General features: G+C 73.6%; 16 protein-coding genes and 1 pseudogene. 10 read left to right on the forward strand and 7 right to left on the reverse strand.

Annotated features, from left to right (window positions below):
* Window positions 1-23: 23 nt before the first annotated feature.
* Window positions 24-209, forward strand: coding sequence for a hypothetical protein (locus LG395_RS08105; protein WP_225808933.1), 186 nt, complete (start codon window positions 24-26; stop codon window positions 207-209).
* A gap of 163 nt (window positions 210-372) precedes the next feature.
* Here the strand turns inward: LG395_RS08105 and LG395_RS41425 are convergent, their stop codons facing one another.
* Window positions 373-987, reverse strand: coding sequence for an ATP-binding protein (locus tag LG395_RS41425; RefSeq protein WP_308071224.1), 615 nt, complete (start codon window positions 985-987; stop codon window positions 373-375).
* Window positions 988-1,107: 120 nt separating this feature from the next.
* Between LG395_RS41425 and LG395_RS08115 the strand changes: the two genes are divergently transcribed.
* From LG395_RS08115 to LG395_RS08130, 4 genes and pseudogenes are all read left to right on the forward strand, one after another.
* Complete coding sequence (locus LG395_RS08115; protein WP_225808934.1) at window positions 1,108-1,959, forward strand: helix-turn-helix domain-containing protein; 852 nt, start codon at window positions 1,108-1,110, stop codon at window positions 1,957-1,959.
* Window positions 1,940-2,143 carry a DUF397 domain-containing protein gene (locus LG395_RS08120; protein ID WP_225808935.1) on the forward strand — a complete coding sequence of 68 codons (204 nt, stop codon included), beginning with the start codon at window positions 1,940-1,942 and terminating at the stop codon, window positions 2,141-2,143. Before LG395_RS08115 ends, LG395_RS08120 begins: the two co-directional genes overlap by 20 nt.
* Window positions 2,144-2,201: 58 nt before the next feature.
* Complete coding sequence (locus LG395_RS08125; RefSeq protein WP_225808936.1) at window positions 2,202-3,137, forward strand: hypothetical protein; 936 nt, start codon at window positions 2,202-2,204, stop codon at window positions 3,135-3,137.
* A gap of 895 nt (window positions 3,138-4,032) precedes the next feature.
* Window positions 4,033-4,218 (forward strand): annotated as a pseudogene (locus LG395_RS08130) (enoyl-CoA hydratase/isomerase family protein); the annotation flags it as partial.
* A gap of 3 nt (window positions 4,219-4,221) precedes the next feature.
* Here the strand turns inward: LG395_RS08130 and LG395_RS08135 are convergent.
* The 3 genes from LG395_RS08135 to kbpA form a co-directional block, all read right to left on the reverse strand.
* On the reverse strand, window positions 4,222-4,806 hold the full coding sequence (locus tag LG395_RS08135; protein ID WP_308071225.1) for a hypothetical protein: 585 nt from the start codon (window positions 4,804-4,806) through the stop codon (window positions 4,222-4,224).
* A 120-nt stretch (window positions 4,807-4,926) separates the two neighbouring features.
* Window positions 4,927-7,290: a protein serine/threonine kinase AfsK gene (afsK, locus tag LG395_RS08140; protein WP_171155324.1), complete on the reverse strand. Its 2,364-nt coding sequence runs from the start codon at window positions 7,288-7,290 to the stop codon at window positions 4,927-4,929.
* 178 nt (window positions 7,291-7,468) lie between these two features.
* On the reverse strand, window positions 7,469-8,203 hold the full coding sequence (gene kbpA / locus LG395_RS08145) for an AfsK-binding protein KbpA (protein WP_171155322.1): 735 nt from the start codon (window positions 8,201-8,203) through the stop codon (window positions 7,469-7,471).
* Window positions 8,204-8,325: 122 nt separating this feature from the next.
* Here kbpA and LG395_RS08150 point away from each other — a divergent pair, with 122 nt between their 5' ends.
* The gene (locus tag LG395_RS08150; RefSeq protein ID WP_171155321.1) at window positions 8,326-8,973 is read left to right on the forward strand and encodes a TetR family transcriptional regulator; all 648 of its coding nucleotides are present in this window, start codon (window positions 8,326-8,328) and stop codon (window positions 8,971-8,973) included.
* A gap of 74 nt (window positions 8,974-9,047) precedes the next feature.
* On the opposite strand, the gene LG395_RS08155 is transcribed toward LG395_RS08150, so the two are convergent.
* Window positions 9,048-9,500, reverse strand: a complete 453-nt coding sequence (locus tag LG395_RS08155) for an Lrp/AsnC family transcriptional regulator (RefSeq protein ID WP_132785335.1) — start codon at window positions 9,498-9,500, stop codon at window positions 9,048-9,050.
* A gap of 82 nt (window positions 9,501-9,582) precedes the next feature.
* On the opposite strand from LG395_RS08155, the gene LG395_RS08160 reads away from it, so the two are divergent.
* From LG395_RS08160 to LG395_RS08170, 3 genes are all read left to right on the forward strand, one after another.
* On the forward strand, window positions 9,583-10,200 hold the full coding sequence (locus LG395_RS08160) for a LysE family translocator (protein WP_225808937.1): 618 nt from the start codon (window positions 9,583-9,585) through the stop codon (window positions 10,198-10,200).
* 217 nt (window positions 10,201-10,417) lie between these two features.
* Window positions 10,418-11,086: a pyridoxine/pyridoxamine 5'-phosphate oxidase gene (locus LG395_RS08165; protein WP_171155317.1), complete on the forward strand. Its 669-nt coding sequence runs from the start codon at window positions 10,418-10,420 to the stop codon at window positions 11,084-11,086.
* Window positions 11,087-11,329: 243 nt separating this feature from the next.
* Window positions 11,330-12,529, forward strand: coding sequence for a flavin-containing monooxygenase (locus LG395_RS08170; protein WP_225808938.1), 1,200 nt, complete (start codon window positions 11,330-11,332; stop codon window positions 12,527-12,529).
* A 61-nt stretch (window positions 12,530-12,590) separates the two neighbouring features.
* On the opposite strand, the gene LG395_RS08175 is transcribed toward LG395_RS08170, so the two are convergent.
* Window positions 12,591-13,898 carry an MFS transporter gene (locus LG395_RS08175; protein WP_225808939.1) on the reverse strand — a complete coding sequence of 436 codons (1,308 nt, stop codon included), beginning with the start codon at window positions 13,896-13,898 and terminating at the stop codon, window positions 12,591-12,593.
* A 71-nt stretch (window positions 13,899-13,969) separates the two neighbouring features.
* On the opposite strand from LG395_RS08175, the gene LG395_RS08180 reads away from it, so the two are divergent.
* Window positions 13,970-14,998 (forward strand): GlxA family transcriptional regulator, encoded by a 1,029-nt coding sequence (locus tag LG395_RS08180; protein ID WP_225808940.1) that lies wholly within the window; start codon window positions 13,970-13,972, stop codon window positions 14,996-14,998.
* Here LG395_RS08180 and LG395_RS08185 read toward each other — a convergent pair.
* On the reverse strand, window positions 14,903-16,183 hold the full coding sequence (locus LG395_RS08185; RefSeq protein ID WP_225808941.1) for an MFS transporter: 1,281 nt from the start codon (window positions 16,181-16,183) through the stop codon (window positions 14,903-14,905). The two genes, LG395_RS08180 and LG395_RS08185, sit on opposite strands and share 96 nt — an antisense overlap.
* Window positions 16,184-16,467 lie beyond the last annotated feature (284 nt).

Here is a 16,467-nt window from a genome sequence, read left to right on the forward strand (position 1 = left end):
CCACTCCCAGGGGGAGCCTGAACATGAGCAACACCGAGAAGCAGACGACGGACGTCACCACGATGGAGAACCACGCTCCCGTTCCGCCGGCCCTCCAAGAGAACCCGGCACAGAGCACCCAGAAGTCCGAGCCGTCGACCGACGAGCAGATCACCACCCTGGAGAACCACGCGCCCGTCCCGCCGGCCCTGGACCTGGGCAACAAGTAAGCCACCACCCCGACGGGGATCGGCCGCGGCGGCGCGGAGGGGAGCCGCCGCGGCCGAGGTGTGTGGGAGGGCAAGATCCAGCCAGATGCCGTGACACGGCAGCACGTCTCCAGGGCCGGGCGAATGCTCGGTCCCTCGTCGTGTGCGCCGCCGGGCGGGCCGGTCAGGCCCCCTCCGCCAGTTCGCACCACACGGTCTTCTCCACCCCCTGCTCGACACCCCACCGGAGGGTCACCGCGTCGATCAGGGCGAGACCGCGGCCCGCCTCGTCGTCGTCTCCGGCAGGCAGGAGCACCGGCACGGCTTTCGGCTCCGGGTCGGTGACCTCGATGCGGATGCGTCCATCGCCCGTCCGGGCCACCCGTACGCGGACACAGGCCCCCTCCCCCACATGCCGGATGACGTTCCCGACGAGTTCGGTGACGCAGAGCTGGACGTCGGCGCAGGGCGCGTCCAGGTAGCGGCGAACGGTACGGCGCAGCCCTTGTAGTGCCTTCGGTACGGCGACCACCTCGACGTCCAGCGGCGGCCGGTCCGGCGCGCGTTCCTCACCCCGCAGCGCCCTGGCCAGTTCGCGTGCCGTCGCCGCGTTGCAGTTGCCGAGCGCGACCAGGCCGGCCGGGGGCTGGTACGTGCCCGCGAAGCTCGGCAGGTCCACCCGCAGCGAGGGCAGGGTGATGCCGCGTGCGGACAGCGCCTCGCGCAGGTCGTCCACGCAGAGGGTGGTGTCGTAGACGGAGTTGACGCGCGGGACGGAGGGGGGATTCGAGGGCGACACGGTTGCGCGGACCTTCCTGTGCGGACTGTGATGAACCAGTCACAGAGTGATGCCCACGCCGGTACCTTTTGAAGAGGTTTCGGCTGCGCAAGCACATCTGGCAAACGGCGGTGACGAGTTATGCCCCCACGCAAAGACCCGGACGCCTCGGCGAACGTCCCCTCCTTCTACGGCGCCGAGTTGCGTTATCAGCGTGAGCTGGCGGGGCTCACCTTGGAGCAGTTGGCGGAGGGAAGCTTCCGGGGCGTGCCGTTCCTGAGCCAGATCGAGCGGGGGGAGCGGCGGATGCCGGTGGATCTGGCCCGGCACGTCGACAAGGTGCTGGGGACGGACGGGTTTTTCGAGCGGCGGTGTGAAGACGCGCGCCGGGCACGGCAGTCGGGGCACGCGGAGTACTTCGCGGATGTGGCGGAGATGGAGCGGCACGCGGAGACGATCGAGGACTGGGCTCCGATGCTCGTACCGGGCCTGCTGCAGACGCAGGCCTACGCGGAGGCCGTCGTCCACACGTCGCTGCCCTGGCTGCCGCCCGCGACCGTCGACAAGCAGGTCCGGGCCCGGCTGGAGCGCGCGAAGATCTGGGACCGGGAGGAGCGGCCCTCGTTCTGGGCGGTGCTGCACGAGTCCCTCGTCCGCAAGCCCCTGCTGCCCCCGACGGAGATGGCGGAGCAGTTGGAGCACATCGCTCAGGTGATCCGCTCCACGCAGGGCGTTCTGCAGATCCTCCCGGAAACGGCGCACGCCCACCCGTTCATGATGGGCATGATGAGGGTGATGACCTTTCCGGACGCCCCGCCGGTGGCCTACACCGAAGGGCTCCACAACGGCCAACTCATCGACTATCCGGCGCTCGTGAAGGGCTACCGCAGGTCGTACGATCTGCTCAGGGCCGCGGCACTACCGCCAGAGGCGTCCCTGGCCATGGTCGAACGAGCGGCGGAGGACTATCGAGATGGCAAGCACCGGGACTGACCTGAGCACCGCCGTGTGGCGCAAGAGCAGCTACAGCAACGGCAGCGGCGGCGAGTGCGTCGAAGTGGCCGACGCACACCCCGGCCTCGTGCCCGTCCGCGACTCCAAGAGGCCCGAGGACGGACCCGTGCTCCTCTTCCGTCCCCTCGCCTGGAGTGCCTTCCTGGACTCCCTGAAGGGCTGAACCCGCTCGGTTATCCACAGGGCAAGCGGCAGGTCACGGTTTCTGCGATCTTGCCCGTGTGGAGCGGATCGACTTGAGGGCGCTGGCGGACAGAGGCGTCCTCCTCACCTCCCGTGCCGTGAAGGCCGGTTGGCCCAGGCGTAGCCTGTCGCGCGCGCTACGGGCGGAGGGCTGGACGCAGCTCCGGCACGGTGCCTGGGCCGAGCCGGGATGCGAGCCGGACCTGTTCACCCACCTCCGGGCCGTCCAGCTCGGCGTACCGAGGTTAGTCGTGAGCCACGGTTCCGCGGCTGCCCTCTGGAGGATCGAGTTGCTCGGCGGTGACCGCAGGGCGCCGCTGGACTTCATCGATCCGCAGCTCGGCGTGCACCGCCTGGGCAAAGGCGTGCGTGTGCACCGGATGCCACTCGGCGGAGGCGACGTGGTGGAAAGGCGGGGGCTACGGCTCACCACCCCGACCCGCACCTGTGCCGATCTCCTTCGCCGCGGCCCACGTGACTCTGCGATCGTCGCCGTGGACTCGGCCCTGGCGTACCGCAGGGTCGGGCGAGTCCGACGCGCTCCCCTGGTTCGCCAGGTGAAGATCGCCCGCGCGCTGGGGAGGGGCTCGCGGGGGTCGGTCCGGGCCCTGGACTGGCTCCGGCTGACCGATCCGCTCGCCGGCTCTCCCGCCGAGACGGTCGCCCGCCTGCGCATGTACGACGCAGGGCTGCACCCCGAGAGCCAGGCCGAGCTGCGCACCCCGGACGGCAGTCGCCGCGTCGTCGACTTCCTCTTCCGGGCGGCGGGGCTCGCCGTGGAGATCGAAGGGTACGCCTACCACGGCACCCGTGAAGCCCACCGCAGGGACATCGACCGGTTCAACCAGCTCCTGCGCTGCCCCGAGATCCGCAGCCTCCTCCGCTTCAGCGCCGAGGACGTTTTCCGGCGGCCTGCGTACATGGTCACGGAGATCAGGGCCACGCTGGTTTCCCTGACCGGCGATTCCACGTGACCGTTGGGCCGCTCGCTTCCCGGCCAGTGTCGGGCTTCCGCGGTCCGCGTCAAGGGCGCGTTCCGCGTCGCCTTCGGCGATGGGCCTCCGGCCCACCCTTGACCCGGCCCGCTCCAGCCCGGGGAAGAAGCGAGCGAGCGGCCCGGAGAGGCGGTGGCCCCGGCCGGTACCGGGCCCTCGGGTCGGCTGGGTCCGCATCGTCGGCAAGGGTGCGCGAACGCGCCTCGCCTGCACGCCAGGTGGGCTAAGCGGCGAACGGTGAGTGGGTGGGGCGCGGCAGCGCCTCTCATGCACGCCGGGTGAGATCGGCGACTGCGGCTCATGCCGGGAACCCGGGGAGTCCCGGGTTCCCCGGCGGCCTCACCTCGCCCCTCCAGGCGGTGATTGGTGCAATCGGGCCAAGCGGCGGGGTAGGTCTGGTGGCGGGAGGTCCGCTAGAGGTGGCCCGAATCCGCCAATCACCGATTTCCTGTGACCCGAGGGGCTCATGGGACGCCAGCCCGTCCCTCGCTCCCCCACCGCCGGGACGGTGGCCGCCGAAGCGGCCCGGCGTGCAGGCGAGGCGCCGACGCGTACCCCTGGCGCCGGGTGAGTGCCCGGCTGGGTTGCGGGCCCGGTACCGGTAGGCGCCCACTTTCCCCCGGCCGCCCGCTCGCTTCTCCCCCGTGCTGGAGTGAGCCGAGTCAAGGGTGGCCCGGAGGGCCATCGCCGAAGGCGACGCGCAGCGCCCTTTACTCGGGTCGCGGAAGCACGACACTGGCAAGGAAGCGGGCGGCCGGGTTCAGCCCACAGCGACCCTTTCAGCACCGGCCCGGGTCACCCCCTTCCGTACCTTTCCGCTCGTTGCGTGGGAGAGCCGGCACGAACTCCACCGACCTCGGGCGTCGACCGGGACGCCGTCATCGCGGGGTATCCGGCCGAGGCGGTGCAGGGGTCCGTGCGGGCGCTGTGGGCGGCCCGGGAGGCCTCGCTCGCCCAGGTGTTCGCGCAGGCGCCGCACCTGATCGCGCTGGGCAACCTGCCGGCCGGGCGGCAGGCGGAGCTGTTCGCCGCCCGCCGCCGGGAGTTCCGGGTGCGCTGACGGTCAGGACGCCAGGAGCGCCGTCCTGTCCACCTCGCAGTGGTCGAGCAGGTCCAGGTGGGCGTTCTGCCCGAACGGGAGCCGGACCGTCCTGGTGCCGTGGGCGGGTACGGAGACCTTCGTGCGGGCCGAGTCGATGGCGGGCGGGGTCTGAGGCAGGAAGAGCACCTCGACCCTGAAGGTCGCCTTGCGGCCGTTCGGGTTGGTGACCTCGACCGTCGCGTACGGCTTACCCGCCCTCGCGCAGGCGACCAGCCTGGCCGTCCCGTCCTTCAGCGGGGTGCTGCTGCCGTTGCCGGACGGCGTGGAGGTGGGGCGGTGGGTGCGCCGGTAGGAGCCGCCGCCCGTGCTGCCGTAGCCGTCGTCGTCCGAGCCGTAGGAGGAGCCGCCCGAGGAGCCGTACGAGCCGCCGCCCGAGGTGGAGGACGAACTGTCGTGGTCCTGGTGCGAGCTGCTGCACCCGCCCCCGCCGCCTCCGTGCCCCCGGCTGCCGTGGTGCCGGCCGGACGAGAAACCGGTCAGGCTGAGCACCACCAGGGTCAGTACGGCCGTGAACCTCAGTGCGCGCGTCCGTGAAGGCATGTACATGCCAGCAGACTAACCGCCGGGCGCGCATGGCGGCCGCCGGGCGCCGGAGGTAGCGTCGGCGTGGACGGCCGCCGTCCGGAGCCCTTCCGTGCAGAGCCGGTACGACGGCCGTCGCGCGGCTCACGCGGTCCGCGCGGTGCCCGTGCCCTTCTCCGCGTCCAGCGCGTACACGCACCGGTCCTTGCTGCACGCGTACACCACGCCGTCCTTGACCACCGGGGAGCCGGTGATCTCGCCGCCGGTCGCGAGCTTCCAGCGCAGGCGTCCGTCGTCGGCCTTCAGGGTGTAGAGAAGGTGGTCGGTGGAGCCGAAATGGATGCGGCCCTCCGCCACCGCGGGCGCGCCCACGACGTCGCCGCCCGCCTGGAAGCGCCACTTGGGGGTGCCGGTGACCGCGTCCAGGGTGTACAGGCCCTTGCCGCTGCCGACGTGCACGTGCCCGGCGGCCACCAGGACCGGCTCGACGGAGGAGCGGGCCTCGGTGGCGATGCGCCAGCGGTCGCGGCCGTCGGCGGCGTCGAGGGCGTAGACCGTGCCGAGGTAGTCGGCGAGGTAGATGCCGCCGCCGGTGACGGCCGGGCCCGGGGCGAAGGCCGGCGGGCTCAGGAAGACCGCCGGGGCCTCGAAGTGCCAGCGGACCCGGCCGCTCACCGCCTCGACGGCGAGCACGCGGGTGCCGGCGGAGACGTAGACGCAGCCGTCGGGGGCGGGGGTCAGGCGGACCGGGACGCCGCCGCAGGAGGCCGCGTCACCGATCGGGTACGACCAGCGCTCCTCGCCGGTGCGGGCCTCCAGGGCGCGCAGCCGGGCGTCCTGCCAGACGTAGACCGTGCCGTCGTGCACGACCGCGCCCGCCTCCGGGGACTCGAAGTCGGTCTGGCAGCCGGTGATCTCCCACAGCTTCTGTCCGCTAGCCGCCTCCCACGCCTGGACACCGCCGCCGCGGGTGCCGGTGACGACGGTGCCGCGGTCGGCCTTGAGGGAGTACACCCAAGCGTCCGTGGACAGCCGCCACAGGTCGGTGCCCTCGCGGGCGTCCAAGGCGAACAGGGTGGGGCCGTCGGAGGCGTGGATACGGCCGTCCGCGACCGCCATAGACCAGGCGACGTCCCGGGTCTTGAAGCGGCGGCGGCCGGTGGCCACGTCCAGGGCGTGCACCTCGAAGGAGGTGACGTAGACGAGGTCTCCGTCGACGGAGGGGGTGCCCCACACGTCGTTGGACATGCGGAACCGCCAGGGGCGCCAGCCCGCCGCCGTCTCCGGGGGCTGCGGCGGCACGGGCGGTACGGCGGGGTCGGCGCCGGCCACGCCGGGGCGGGGCCGCGACCAGCTGGCCACCAGGCCGGCCTCGGGCGGCGGCGCCTTGACGGCGGCGGCGCGGGCGTCGGCGACCCGCGGGCCGGGGCCGATGGGCACCTGGGCGCCGGCCAGCCGGACCGGGCCGGTGTCGGGGGCGCCGGCCGGGACGGAGACCGCGGCGCTCACGGGCGCCGGGACCGGCGGGTCGTACGGCGGGGGCGGGGGCACGGCCTGCCGGCCGCCGCTGCGCGGGCCGCCGGTCGGGGCCGGGGCGGGCTTGGCGGCGGGGCGTCCGCCGCGGCGGGCCTCGATGAGGGCGACCGCCTTCTCCGGCAGCCAGGCGGAGGCGGTGCCGCTGTCGTCGGACCCGGAGCCGAAGAGGTGCGGGGCGAGCTGGGCCTGGAGATCGGCCGGGGTGGGGCGGGCGGTGGCCTCCATCTGCATGCAGACCTCGATCAGCGGACGCAGCTCGTCCGGCAGGCCGGTGAGGTCCGGGCCCTCGCGGAGCAGCATGAACACGGTCTCGACCGGGTTGGCGCCGTGGAAGGGCGGGTGACCGGTGGCCGCGAAGACCAGCATGGAGCCGAGGGAGAAGACGTCGCTGGCGCCGGTGACGCTGCGGGAGTCCTTGGCCTGCTCCGGGGACATGTAGGCGGGGGTGCCGACGGCGACGTTCGTCATCGTCAGACGGGTGTTCGAGACGCCGGAGGCGATACCGAAGTCGATCACCCGGGGACCGTCCTCGACCACGAGCACGTTGGACGGCTTGAGGTCGCGGTGGACCAGCCCGGCGCCGTGGATGGACTGGAGGGCCTCCGCCACCCCGGCCGCGAGCCAGCGCACGGCCTGGGCCGGGAGCGGCCCGCACTCGTTCACTATCTCCTCGAGCGAGGGCGCGGGGACGTAGGCGGTGGCCAGCCAGGGCACCGCGGCACGGGGGTCGGCGTCGACCACGGCGGCGGTGTAGAAACCGGAGACCGCGCGGGCCGCCTCCACCTCGCGGGTGAAGCGGACGCGGAAGAGCTGGTCCTCGGCCAGCTCGGTGCGCACCGTCTTGATCGCCACGCGCCGGCCGGACGCCGAGCGCGCGAGATAGACCAGCCCCATGCCGCCGGCGCCCAGCCGGCCCAGCACCTCGAACGGCCCGATCCGCCGCGGATCGTGCTGCGTCAGCTGATCCACCACTGCCTGCCACCTCCCCGTACGAGCCGCGCCACTCTCCATATGCACGCGGCCGAAGTGCAGCGTCTCACCACCGCACCGCCATGGCGGCACGCACCCTGATTCTTCCTGGCCGGGCGGCTGGTTGCGAACCCGGCGACAATCAGGGTGTCTCACGCTGAAGCATCCCAAAGCGGATGCGTCAGCGCTGGAGCAGTGCGAACGACGCCCCTTGATTGTCGGTGACGACGGCCACCACTCCGTACGACGTCCCGAAGGGCGGCGCCTGCACCCGTCCGCCGAGCCGGTGCACCGCCCCGAGGGCGTCCGCCAGCTCCGCGACCCGGAAGTGGACGAGGAAGTGCGGGGGCATCTCGGCCGGGAAGACGTCGGTGACCTCCGCGCGGCCGAAGTCGGGCTCGGCGTCGGTGCCGAACAGGGCGTCGTGGAAGAGACCGCCGTAGAAGGTGTTGGCCGCGGCGGTGTCCCGGGTGTACAGCTCGGCCCAGACGAAGGTGTTCGGCTCGCGCCGCCGCCCGAAGCCGCGATGGGTGCCGGGCTGCCACAGGCCGAAGACCGCGCCCTCGGGGTCGGCGGCCAGGGCGGCGACGCCCAGGTCGCCCACCGGGAACGGGGCCATGACCACCTGCCCGCCGGCCGCCGTGATCCGCCGGCCGAGGGCCCCGGCGTCCGAGGTGGCGAAGGAGACGGTCCAGACCGTGGGCATGCGGCCGTCCGTCTTGGGGGCCAGCGAGGCGACGGGGTCGCCGTCCAGCAGGGCCCACACGGAGGAGCCGTGCGCCTCCTCGAAGGTCCACCCGAAAAGATCACCGTAGAACCGCTTGCCCGCCTCGACGTCGGGCAGCTGGGCGTCGACCCAGCAGGGGACGCCCTCCCCGTAGGTGTCTTCGTTCGCGGATGCCCTGTTTTCGGCCATGTCGTCAAAGTAACCGGGCCGCGCGCACCGCGCAGACCAGGCACACCATCCCCATTTCCCCCCTGCACCCCATTTGCAGTCGGCCGAATCGCGCTCCCATCACCCCTCGGTAAGCTGACGACATGACAGGACAAGTGCGTACCGTCGACGGCCGCGTGGCCGGCCGGCGTGGGCAGGCGACCCGGCAGAAGCTGCTCGACTGCCTCAGCGAGATGCTCAGCTCCTCCCCGTACCGGGACGTCAAGGTCATCGATGTCGCCCGGAAGGCGGGCACTTCGCCCGCGACCTTCTACCAGTACTTCCCGGACGTCGAAGGTGCCGTCCTGGAGATCGCCGAGCAGATGGCGGCCGAGGGCGCGGGACTGACCGAACTGCTCGAGGGGCGCACCTGGACCGGCAAGTCGGGCTGGCTGACGGCGCAGGAACTCGTGGACGGGTTCCTGGAGTTCTGGCGCAAGCACGACGCGATCCTGCGGGTGGTCGACCTCGGTGCGGCCGAGGGGGACAAACGGTTCTACAAGATCCGCATGAAGATCCTGAACTCGGTCAACAACTCCCTCGCGGACTCCATCGCGGAGCTCCAGTCCAAGGGCCGGGTCGACAAGGACGTGAACCCGGCCGCGGTGGCCGGTTCGCTGGTCGCGATGCTCGCGGCGGTGGCGTCCCACCAGAAGGGCTTCTCCTCCTGGGGCGTGAAGCCGGCCGAACTCAAGCCCAACGTCGCGCTGCTGGTGCACCTGGGCGTGACGGGCAGGAAGCCTTCCAAATAACTCTCGCACCCGTTGTCGGGGTCCAAGTCCTGTCTGGCAGGCGGTGGTTCACACGGTGAACCACCGCCTGCCGTCTATGCCGGCAACGGCCGGTCCCGCACCACGTGCTTCATCACGAGCGTCGACGTCAGCCGCTGCACCCCCGGCAGCGTCGCCAGCCGCTCGTCGTACAGCCGCTGGAAGGCGGCGAGGTCGGCGGTGGCCACCCGGAGCAGGTAGTCCGGTTCGCCGAACAGCCGCTGGGCGTCCAGCACATGCTCCAGCTCACCGACCGCCCGCTCGAACTCGGCGACCGTGTCCCGGTCCTCCTGGCGCATGGAGACGAAGACCAGCGCCTCGAAGTTCAGGCCGAGCGAGGCCGGGTCCACCATCGCCCGGTATCCCTGGATGGCACCGGACCGCTCCAGCTCGCGCAGCCGCCGGTGGCAGGGCGAGACGCTGAGCCGCACCCGGGCCGCCAGCTCGGTCACGGTCAGCCGCCCGTCCTGTTGCAGCTCGGCAAGTATTTTCCGGTCCACGTCGTCCATGAAGAAGATATTTGCGCAGAGTGCGCGATCATGGGCAAACTTCGGGAACACTTTCGGGACTTTCGCGCCTAATGTCCCCGGTATGGACTCAGGGCTGCTCTTCTCCTTCCTCGTCGTGGACCTGCTGCTGGTGTGCGTACCGGGCGCCGACTGGGCGTACGTCATCGCGACCGCCCTGCGCGGCGGCCCGGTGACGCGCGCGGTGGCGGGCCTGGTCTGCGGTTACGCCCTGCACACCGCCCTGGCGGCGGCGGGCCTGGCGGTGCTGGTGGCGGGCTCGCCACGGCTGCTGACGGCCCTGACGGTGGCCGGCGCGGGCTACCTGCTGTGGCTGGGGTGGGGCGTCCTGCGCCGCCCGTCGGTGCCGGACGCCGACACCACGGCGACGCCCGACGGCCGCCTCTTCCTGCGCGGCGCGACGATCAGCGGCCTGAACCCCAAGGGCCTGCTGCTCTACCTCTCCGTGCTCCCCCAGTTCCTCGCCCTCCGGGGCGCCCACCTCCCCGTGCCCGCGCAGACGGCGGTCCTCGGCCTCCTCCACATGGCCTGCTGCGCGGCCGTCTACCTCGCCGTCGGCGCCCTCGCCCGCACCCTCCTCAGGGCCCGCCCGGCGGCGGCCCGGGCCGTGACGCGCACGTCCGGCGCGGCGATGCTGGGCATCGGCGCGCTGCTGCTGGTGGAACGGCTGGCGACGCTCTAGTCGTGCTGTCCCGGGACGGGGGGGGACACGCGTGCCGGCTGCCCGAACAGGTGAGGCCCTTCGGCAGGTGCGGCGCCGGGACGGCGGCCTGCCCCGGCCGGGCGCGGCCTACGGGGCCGGGGGTGCCGGTCCCCGGGGACCGTGGTGCCGGGACGGGAGTGGGGCCACCGGCCCGCGCCGTCCGGGGCCGCGGGCCGGCCCGGGTGATACTCGCCCCATGGCACAGCACGATCTACACGAGCTGCTCCGGTCGCTGCGGGTCTGGGACGCCCAGGTGACCGAGCTGCGGCCCTTCGACCCGGACACCGCCCCGCCCACCCCGCTGACCCTGTTCACGAACTGGTTCGCGGAGGCCGTCGCGGCGGGGCAGCCGGAGCCGCACACCATGTCGCTGGCGACCGTGGACGAGGAGGGCAGGCCGGACGTGCGGATCGTGATGCTGCACGGCGCCGACGCGGACGGCTGGTCCTTCGCCACCCATGCCACGAGCCGCAAGGGCCGCGCGCTGAGCGCCCGGCCGTACGCCGCCCTCGCCTTCTACTGGCCGGCGCTCGGCCGCCAGGTGCGGGTGCGCGGGCCGGTGACGCCGGCGCCGGCCGAGGAGGGCCAGGCCGATCTGCACGCGCGGTCCACCGGCGCGCTGGCCGCCGCACTGACCGGCCGGCAGAGCGAGGAGCTGTCCTCCGTGGAGGAGCTGCGGCGGGCCTCGGACGCGGCCTGGCAGCGGGCCCGGGAGAACCCCGCCGAGCCGTCGCCGACCTGGACCCTGTACCGGCTGCGCCCGGAGACGGTGGAGTTCTTCCAGGGGGACGCGGAACGGCGGCACGTGCGCCTGGAGTACCGCAGCACCGGGTTCGGCTGGAGCAGGGCGCTGCTGTGGCCGTAGGGGCGGCCGAGCCGGCGAGGCAGTGGAGAAGGCCGTCCCCAGGGAGCTGCCGTCCCGGTCCGCCGCGTACCGGGCGTCCCCGCGCCCGGGGGCCCGAACGAACCCGATGTGCTCGAAGCGCCGGTGGATCCGGCGGCCGGCCTCGACGACCACCTCTCCTGCCGGGACACCCGTGATCAATCCGCAACCAATTCCGGTCTTGACCGAGACCCATCAACCGGGTGTGTGATTACGCTCCCGCTCATGGCCGTCTCCCGTCCCTCCCCCGTCCCCCCGTCGCCGACCCCCGCCGACCGCCCGGTCTATGTGATCGGCGCCGGTCCCGGGGGTCTCGCCGCCGCGTACGCGCTGCGGGCACGGGGCGTGCGGGCCGTGGTCCTGGAGAAGTCCGACCGCGTGGGCGCCTCCTGGCGCCGGCACTACGACCGGCTGCACCTGCACACCACCCGGCGGCTGTCCTCGCTGCCCGGTCTCGTCATCCCCCGCAGGTTCGGCCGCTGGGTCGCCCGGGACGACGTGGTCCGCTACCTGGAGAAGTACGCCGAGCACCACCGGCTGGAGATCGTCACCGGTGTGGAGGTGCACCGCGTCGAACGGAGCGGGGACGGCACCGGATGGCTGCTGCACGCCTCCGGCGGCCGGGAGCTGACCGGCAGCGCGGTGGTCGTCGCCACCGGCTTCAACCACACCCCGCGCATCCCCGACTGGCCGGGCCGTGAGTCGTACGGCGGCGAGTTCCTGCACGCGGGCGAGTACCGCGACGCCGGGCCGTACCGGGGCCGTGACGTGCTCGTCGTCGGCATCGGCAACACGGGCGCGGAGATCGCCGTGGACCTGGTGGAGGGCGGGGCCGCGCGGGTACGGCTGGCGGTGCGCACGGCGCCGCACATCCTGCGCCGGTCGACGCTCGGCTGGGCCTCCCAGTACTCGGGCGTGCTGGTCCGGCGGCTGCCGGTGTGGCTCGTGGACCGGCTCGCCCGGCCGGTGGGGCGGCTCAGCACCCCGGACCTGTCCGCGCACGGGCTGCCGCGCCCGGACACCGGCCTGTACAGCAGGGTGAAGCAGGGCGCGATCCCGGTCCAGGACGTCGGCCTGATCGACGCCGTGCGCACGGGCAAGGTGGAGATCGTGGCGGCCGTGGAGGCGTTCGAGGACGGCAAGGTGATCCTGGCCGACGGCAGCCGGATCTCGCCCGACGCGGTGATCGCGGCGACCGGGTACGCGCGGGCGCTGGAGGGGCTGGTGGGGCACCTCGGGGTACTGGACGGGCGCGGCAGACCGGTGGTGCACGGCGGCCGTACGCCCGCGCAGGCGCCCGGCCTGTACTTCACCGGGTTCACCAACCCCCTCAGCGGGATGCTCCGTGAACTGGCGATCGACGCGGGGCGGATCGCGAAGGCGATCGCGAAGGGGCCGGCCCGGGTCCGGCGAACGTCGCGGTAGCGGGCTTTTTCTGACGGCAACTCAGTTCGGCGGACGGCGGCCGGGCCCGGCCGTCGGCGGCTCAGGACAGGGCGAGCGTGCGGGCCGCCGGTGTGGTGCGCCGGATGACCAGCGCCATCAGGGCCGCCGCCGCGCACAGCGTGCCGGAGGCGTACCAGACGACGTCGTAGGAGCCGAAGACGTCCCGGGCGACTCCGCCGAGGTAGGCGACGACGGCCGCGCCGACCTGGTGGGAGGCGAGCACCCAGCCGAAGACGATGGCGCTGTCCTCGCCGAACTGCTCGCGGCACAGGGCCAGGGTGGGCGGGACGGTGGCGACCCAGTCGAGGCCGTAGAAGACGATGAAGAAGAGCATCGGCGGGTGGACGGCCGGGCCCAGCAGCATCGGCAGGAAGAGCAGGGACAGGCCGCGCAGGGCGTAGTAGACGGCGAGCAGGCGGCGCGGTTCGAAGCGGTCGGTGAACCAGCCGGAGGCGATGGTGCCGACGACGTCGAACACACCGATCACCGCGAGCAGCGAGGCCGCCGTCGTCACGGGCATGCCGTGGTCGTGCTCGGCGGGCACGAAGTGCGTCTGGACCAGGCCGTTGGTGGAGGCGCCGCAGATCGCGAAGGTGCCGGCGAGCAGCCAGAAGGTGCCCGTGCGGACGGAGGAGGACAGCACGCCGATCGTGCGGCGGGCGGCGCCGGTGACGGGTGCCGGCTTGGGCACGAACTCCCGTGCCCCGTACGGCGCCACGCCCGCGTCGGCCGGGTGGTCGCGCAGCAGGAGCCAGACGAAGGGGACGACGGCGGACGCGGCCAGGGCGACCGTGACCGCGGCGGGCCGCCAGTCGTGGCGCTCGACTATCCAGGACAGCAGCGGCAGGAAGACCAGCTGGCCGGAGGCCGAGGCGGCGGTGAGGATGCCGGTGACCAGACCGCGCCGCTCGGTGAACCAGCGGTTGGTGACCGTCGCCGCGAAGGCCAGCGCCATGGAGCCGGTGCCGAGCCCCACCAGCAGGCCCCAGCACAGCAGCAGTTGCCAGGCCGCCGTCATCCACACGGTCAGGCCGGAGCCGAGGGCGATCACGGTCAGCGCCGCGGCCACCACCCGGCGGATGCCGAAACGGTCCATCAGCGCGGCGGCGAAGGGCGCGGTGAGGCCGTAGAGCGCGAGGTTGACGGAGACTGCGGCGCCGATCGTGCCGCGCGACCAGCCGAACTCCTGGTGCAGCGGGTCGATGAGCAGGCCGGGCAGGGATCGGAAGGCCGCCGCACCGGTGATCGTGACGAACGTGACGGCGGCGACGAACCAGGCACGGTGCACGCGGCCGCGCCGGACCGGCGGGACCTGGACGGGAGCGGCGGCTGGGGTTGTCTGAGTCACGTCCCCCACCCTCCCGTGCGCGCGCCCGTCCATCGAGTGGCCCGATGGACAGCCTTCGCTATCATCGGGCCATGACGAGCGCAGTCGCAGAGGACTTCCGGCCGCACCGGGTCGCCGTCCTCGCCCTGGACGGCCTGCTGCCCTTCGAACTGGGCATCCCGCACCGGATCTTCGGCCGCCCCCGGGACGCCCGGGGCCGGCACCTGTACGAGGTCGTGACCTGCTCCGCCCGGCCGCCCGGCCCGGTCGAGACGGACGCCGACTTCGCCGTGCAGGTCGCGCACGGCCCGGAGGCGCTGGCGACGGCCGACACGGTGATCGTCCCGGCGTCGTACGAACTCGGCCCGCTCTACGACGAGGGACGGCTCACCGGCGAACTGGCCGCCGCCCTCGCCCGCATCCGCCCCGGCACCCGGCTGGCCTCCATCTGCACCGGCGTCTACGTCCTCGCCGCCGCCGGTTACCTCGACGGACGTCCGGCGACCACGCACTGGGCCGACGCCGAACGCTTCCAGCGCATGTTCCCGAAGGTCAAGGTGGACGCGGACGTGCTGTTCGTGGACGACGGGGACGTGCTGACCTCCGCCGGGGTCGCCGCCGGGATCGACCTGTGCCTGCACATGGTCCGCCGGGACTTCGGCACGGCCGTCGCCAACGACGTGGCCCGCCGCACGGTCGTACCGCCCCACCGCGACGGCGGCCAGGCCCAGTACATCCACCGCCCGCTCCCCGACCCGCAGGTCGCCACGACGACCGCGGCCCGCGCCTGGGCCCTGGGCCGGCTGCACGAGCCGATCCAGCTGCGGGACCTGGCCGAGCAGGAGGCCATGTCGGTACGCACCTTCACCCGCCGCTTCCGCGAGGAGGTCGGCATCAGCCCCGGCCAGTGGCTCACCCAGCAGCGCGTGGAGCGCGCCCGGCACCTGCTGGAGTCCACGGATCTGCCGATGGACCAGGTGGCCCGGGAGTCGGGGTTCAACACGGCCCAGTCGATGCGCCAGCACCTACAGGCCACCCTCGGGGTCACGCCCACCGCCTACCGGCGCGCCTTCCGCACCGGCGGCGCCGAGCGGCAGGGGGCCGCCGGCACCCGGCGCTGACCGGCCGGCCCGTCTCTCCCCCCACCAGCCGACCGCCGTCAGCAGCAGGGTGAGGACCACCCCGGCCAGGATCGCCGTGGAGGGCGCGGTGTGCGGCAACAGGGCGCCCGCGAGCGAGCCCGTCGCCGCGTAACCGGCGCCCACGGCCGCGTACATGACCGAGTACCCGGCGGCCAGGACCTCCGGCGGGAGCACCTCGCGCAGGGACAGGTTCCGGGTGAGCATCGCGCCGGACTGGAACAGCCCGGCCACGGCCAGCGCCACCGCGATGCCCGGGGTGCCGGGTATCAGGGCGACCATGGCGACCGCGGCCGACATCCCGGTCATCAGGACCGCGCTGCGGGTGCGCAGCAGTCCCGGCCAGGACCGCAGGCCGTACAGGAAGGCGCCGACGGCTGAGGCCACCGCCATCACCGTGAGCAGCGGGCCCGCCCAGCCGACGCCGATGCCGCGCTGTTCGAGCAGGGCGGGCAGGACGAGTTCGGCGAGGGCCAGCAGGGACAGACTGGCCGCGCCCGTGACGTACACCGGCCAGGCGCGGGCCAGCAGGCGCGGCTTCGACGCGCCCGCGCCCTCCCGGGCGCCCCGTTCGGCGGGGCCGTCGGGTCCGTCCGCCGCCCAGCCGGCCGGGAGCGACCACAGGCCCGCCGCGGACGACGCCATCAGGGCGGCGGCGAGCAGCGGCGGGAGGCGGGGGTCGGCACCGAGGGCGAGCCCCGTGACGGTGGCCGGGGAGACGGCCCAGATGCCGAACGTGAGCACGGACTCGGCGGACAGCGCCTGGGCCGCCGCGTGCGCCGGCACCAGGGAGGTCAGCAGGGTGCGCAGGCCGCCGGGCGCGGCGGCGGGCCCGGCCCCGGCGAGGAAGGCGAAGGCCATGAGTATCGCGGCGGGCGCGCCGGGGAACGCGCCGAGGCCCGCGAATCCGGCGGCACCCGCGAGGAGCCCGGCGGCCAGGTGCGGGCGGGCCCGCCGGGGGTCCAGGCGCATGCCGAGCACGGGGGCGCCGGTGATCTCGCCGATGACGTAGGCGGCGGCGAGGGCCGCGCCCAGGGAGTAGCCGCCCGGACGCTCGCGGACCAGGAAGACCAGGGCCAGTGGGGCCATGGCCACCGGCATGCGGGCGCCGACGGCCACCAGGGCCCAGGTCAGGACCCGCCGGGAGACGACATCGCGGTAGCTCATGTCTCGACGGTAGGGGCGGCCGCCGACAACCGCCGCCCCCTTTTCCCGAGCCTGTGGACAACTTCGGCCGACCTCCCCTGACAGGGGCTCAGTGAAACCGGACCGTCAGCACCGCTCGGCGTGGGCACGATGCGCCGCCGGGACTCGAGGCGCCGTACCGGCGGCCGGGGGCCGGGGGCCGGCGGCCGGGGGCCGGGGGCCGGGGGGCCGGCAGTTCGGCGGGATCGACAAGGTGCGGCATGTCCGCCCCTCGTCCGCTTCATCCGCCGGCGCCGCCGCCCGGA

The sequence above is a fragment of the Streptomyces spinosus genome, assembly GCF_020400655.1.
GTDB classification, from domain to species: domain Bacteria; phylum Actinomycetota; class Actinomycetes; order Streptomycetales; family Streptomycetaceae; genus Streptomyces; species Streptomyces argyrophylli.

What these genes read in the sequence shown, in the direction of transcription:
- LG395_RS08105 (WP_225808933.1), top strand. Translation starts at nt 24, where the DNA reads ATGAGCAACACCGAGAAGCAGACGACGGACGTCACCACGATGGAGAAC.
- LG395_RS08115 (WP_225808934.1), top strand. Translation starts at nt 1,108, where the DNA reads ATGCCCCCACGCAAAGACCCGGACGCCTCGGCGAACGTCCCCTCCTTC.
- LG395_RS08120 (WP_225808935.1), top strand. Translation starts at nt 1,940, where the DNA reads ATGGCAAGCACCGGGACTGACCTGAGCACCGCCGTGTGGCGCAAGAGC.
- LG395_RS08135 (WP_308071225.1), bottom strand. Translation starts at nt 4,806, where the DNA reads ATGTACATGCCTTCACGGACGCGCGCACTGAGGTTCACGGCCGTACTG.
- kbpA (WP_171155322.1), bottom strand. Translation starts at nt 8,203, where the DNA reads ATGGCCGAAAACAGGGCATCCGCGAACGAAGACACCTACGGGGAGGGC.
- LG395_RS08150 (WP_171155321.1), top strand. Translation starts at nt 8,326, where the DNA reads ATGACAGGACAAGTGCGTACCGTCGACGGCCGCGTGGCCGGCCGGCGT.
- LG395_RS08155 (WP_132785335.1), bottom strand. Translation starts at nt 9,500, where the DNA reads ATGGACGACGTGGACCGGAAAATACTTGCCGAGCTGCAACAGGACGGG.
- LG395_RS08160 (WP_225808937.1), top strand. Translation starts at nt 9,583, where the DNA reads ATGGACTCAGGGCTGCTCTTCTCCTTCCTCGTCGTGGACCTGCTGCTG.
- LG395_RS08165 (WP_171155317.1), top strand. Translation starts at nt 10,418, where the DNA reads ATGGCACAGCACGATCTACACGAGCTGCTCCGGTCGCTGCGGGTCTGG.
- LG395_RS08170 (WP_225808938.1), top strand. Translation starts at nt 11,330, where the DNA reads ATGGCCGTCTCCCGTCCCTCCCCCGTCCCCCCGTCGCCGACCCCCGCC.
- LG395_RS08180 (WP_225808940.1), top strand. Translation starts at nt 13,970, where the DNA reads ATGACGAGCGCAGTCGCAGAGGACTTCCGGCCGCACCGGGTCGCCGTC.
- LG395_RS08185 (WP_225808941.1), bottom strand. Translation starts at nt 16,183, where the DNA reads ATGAGCTACCGCGATGTCGTCTCCCGGCGGGTCCTGACCTGGGCCCTG.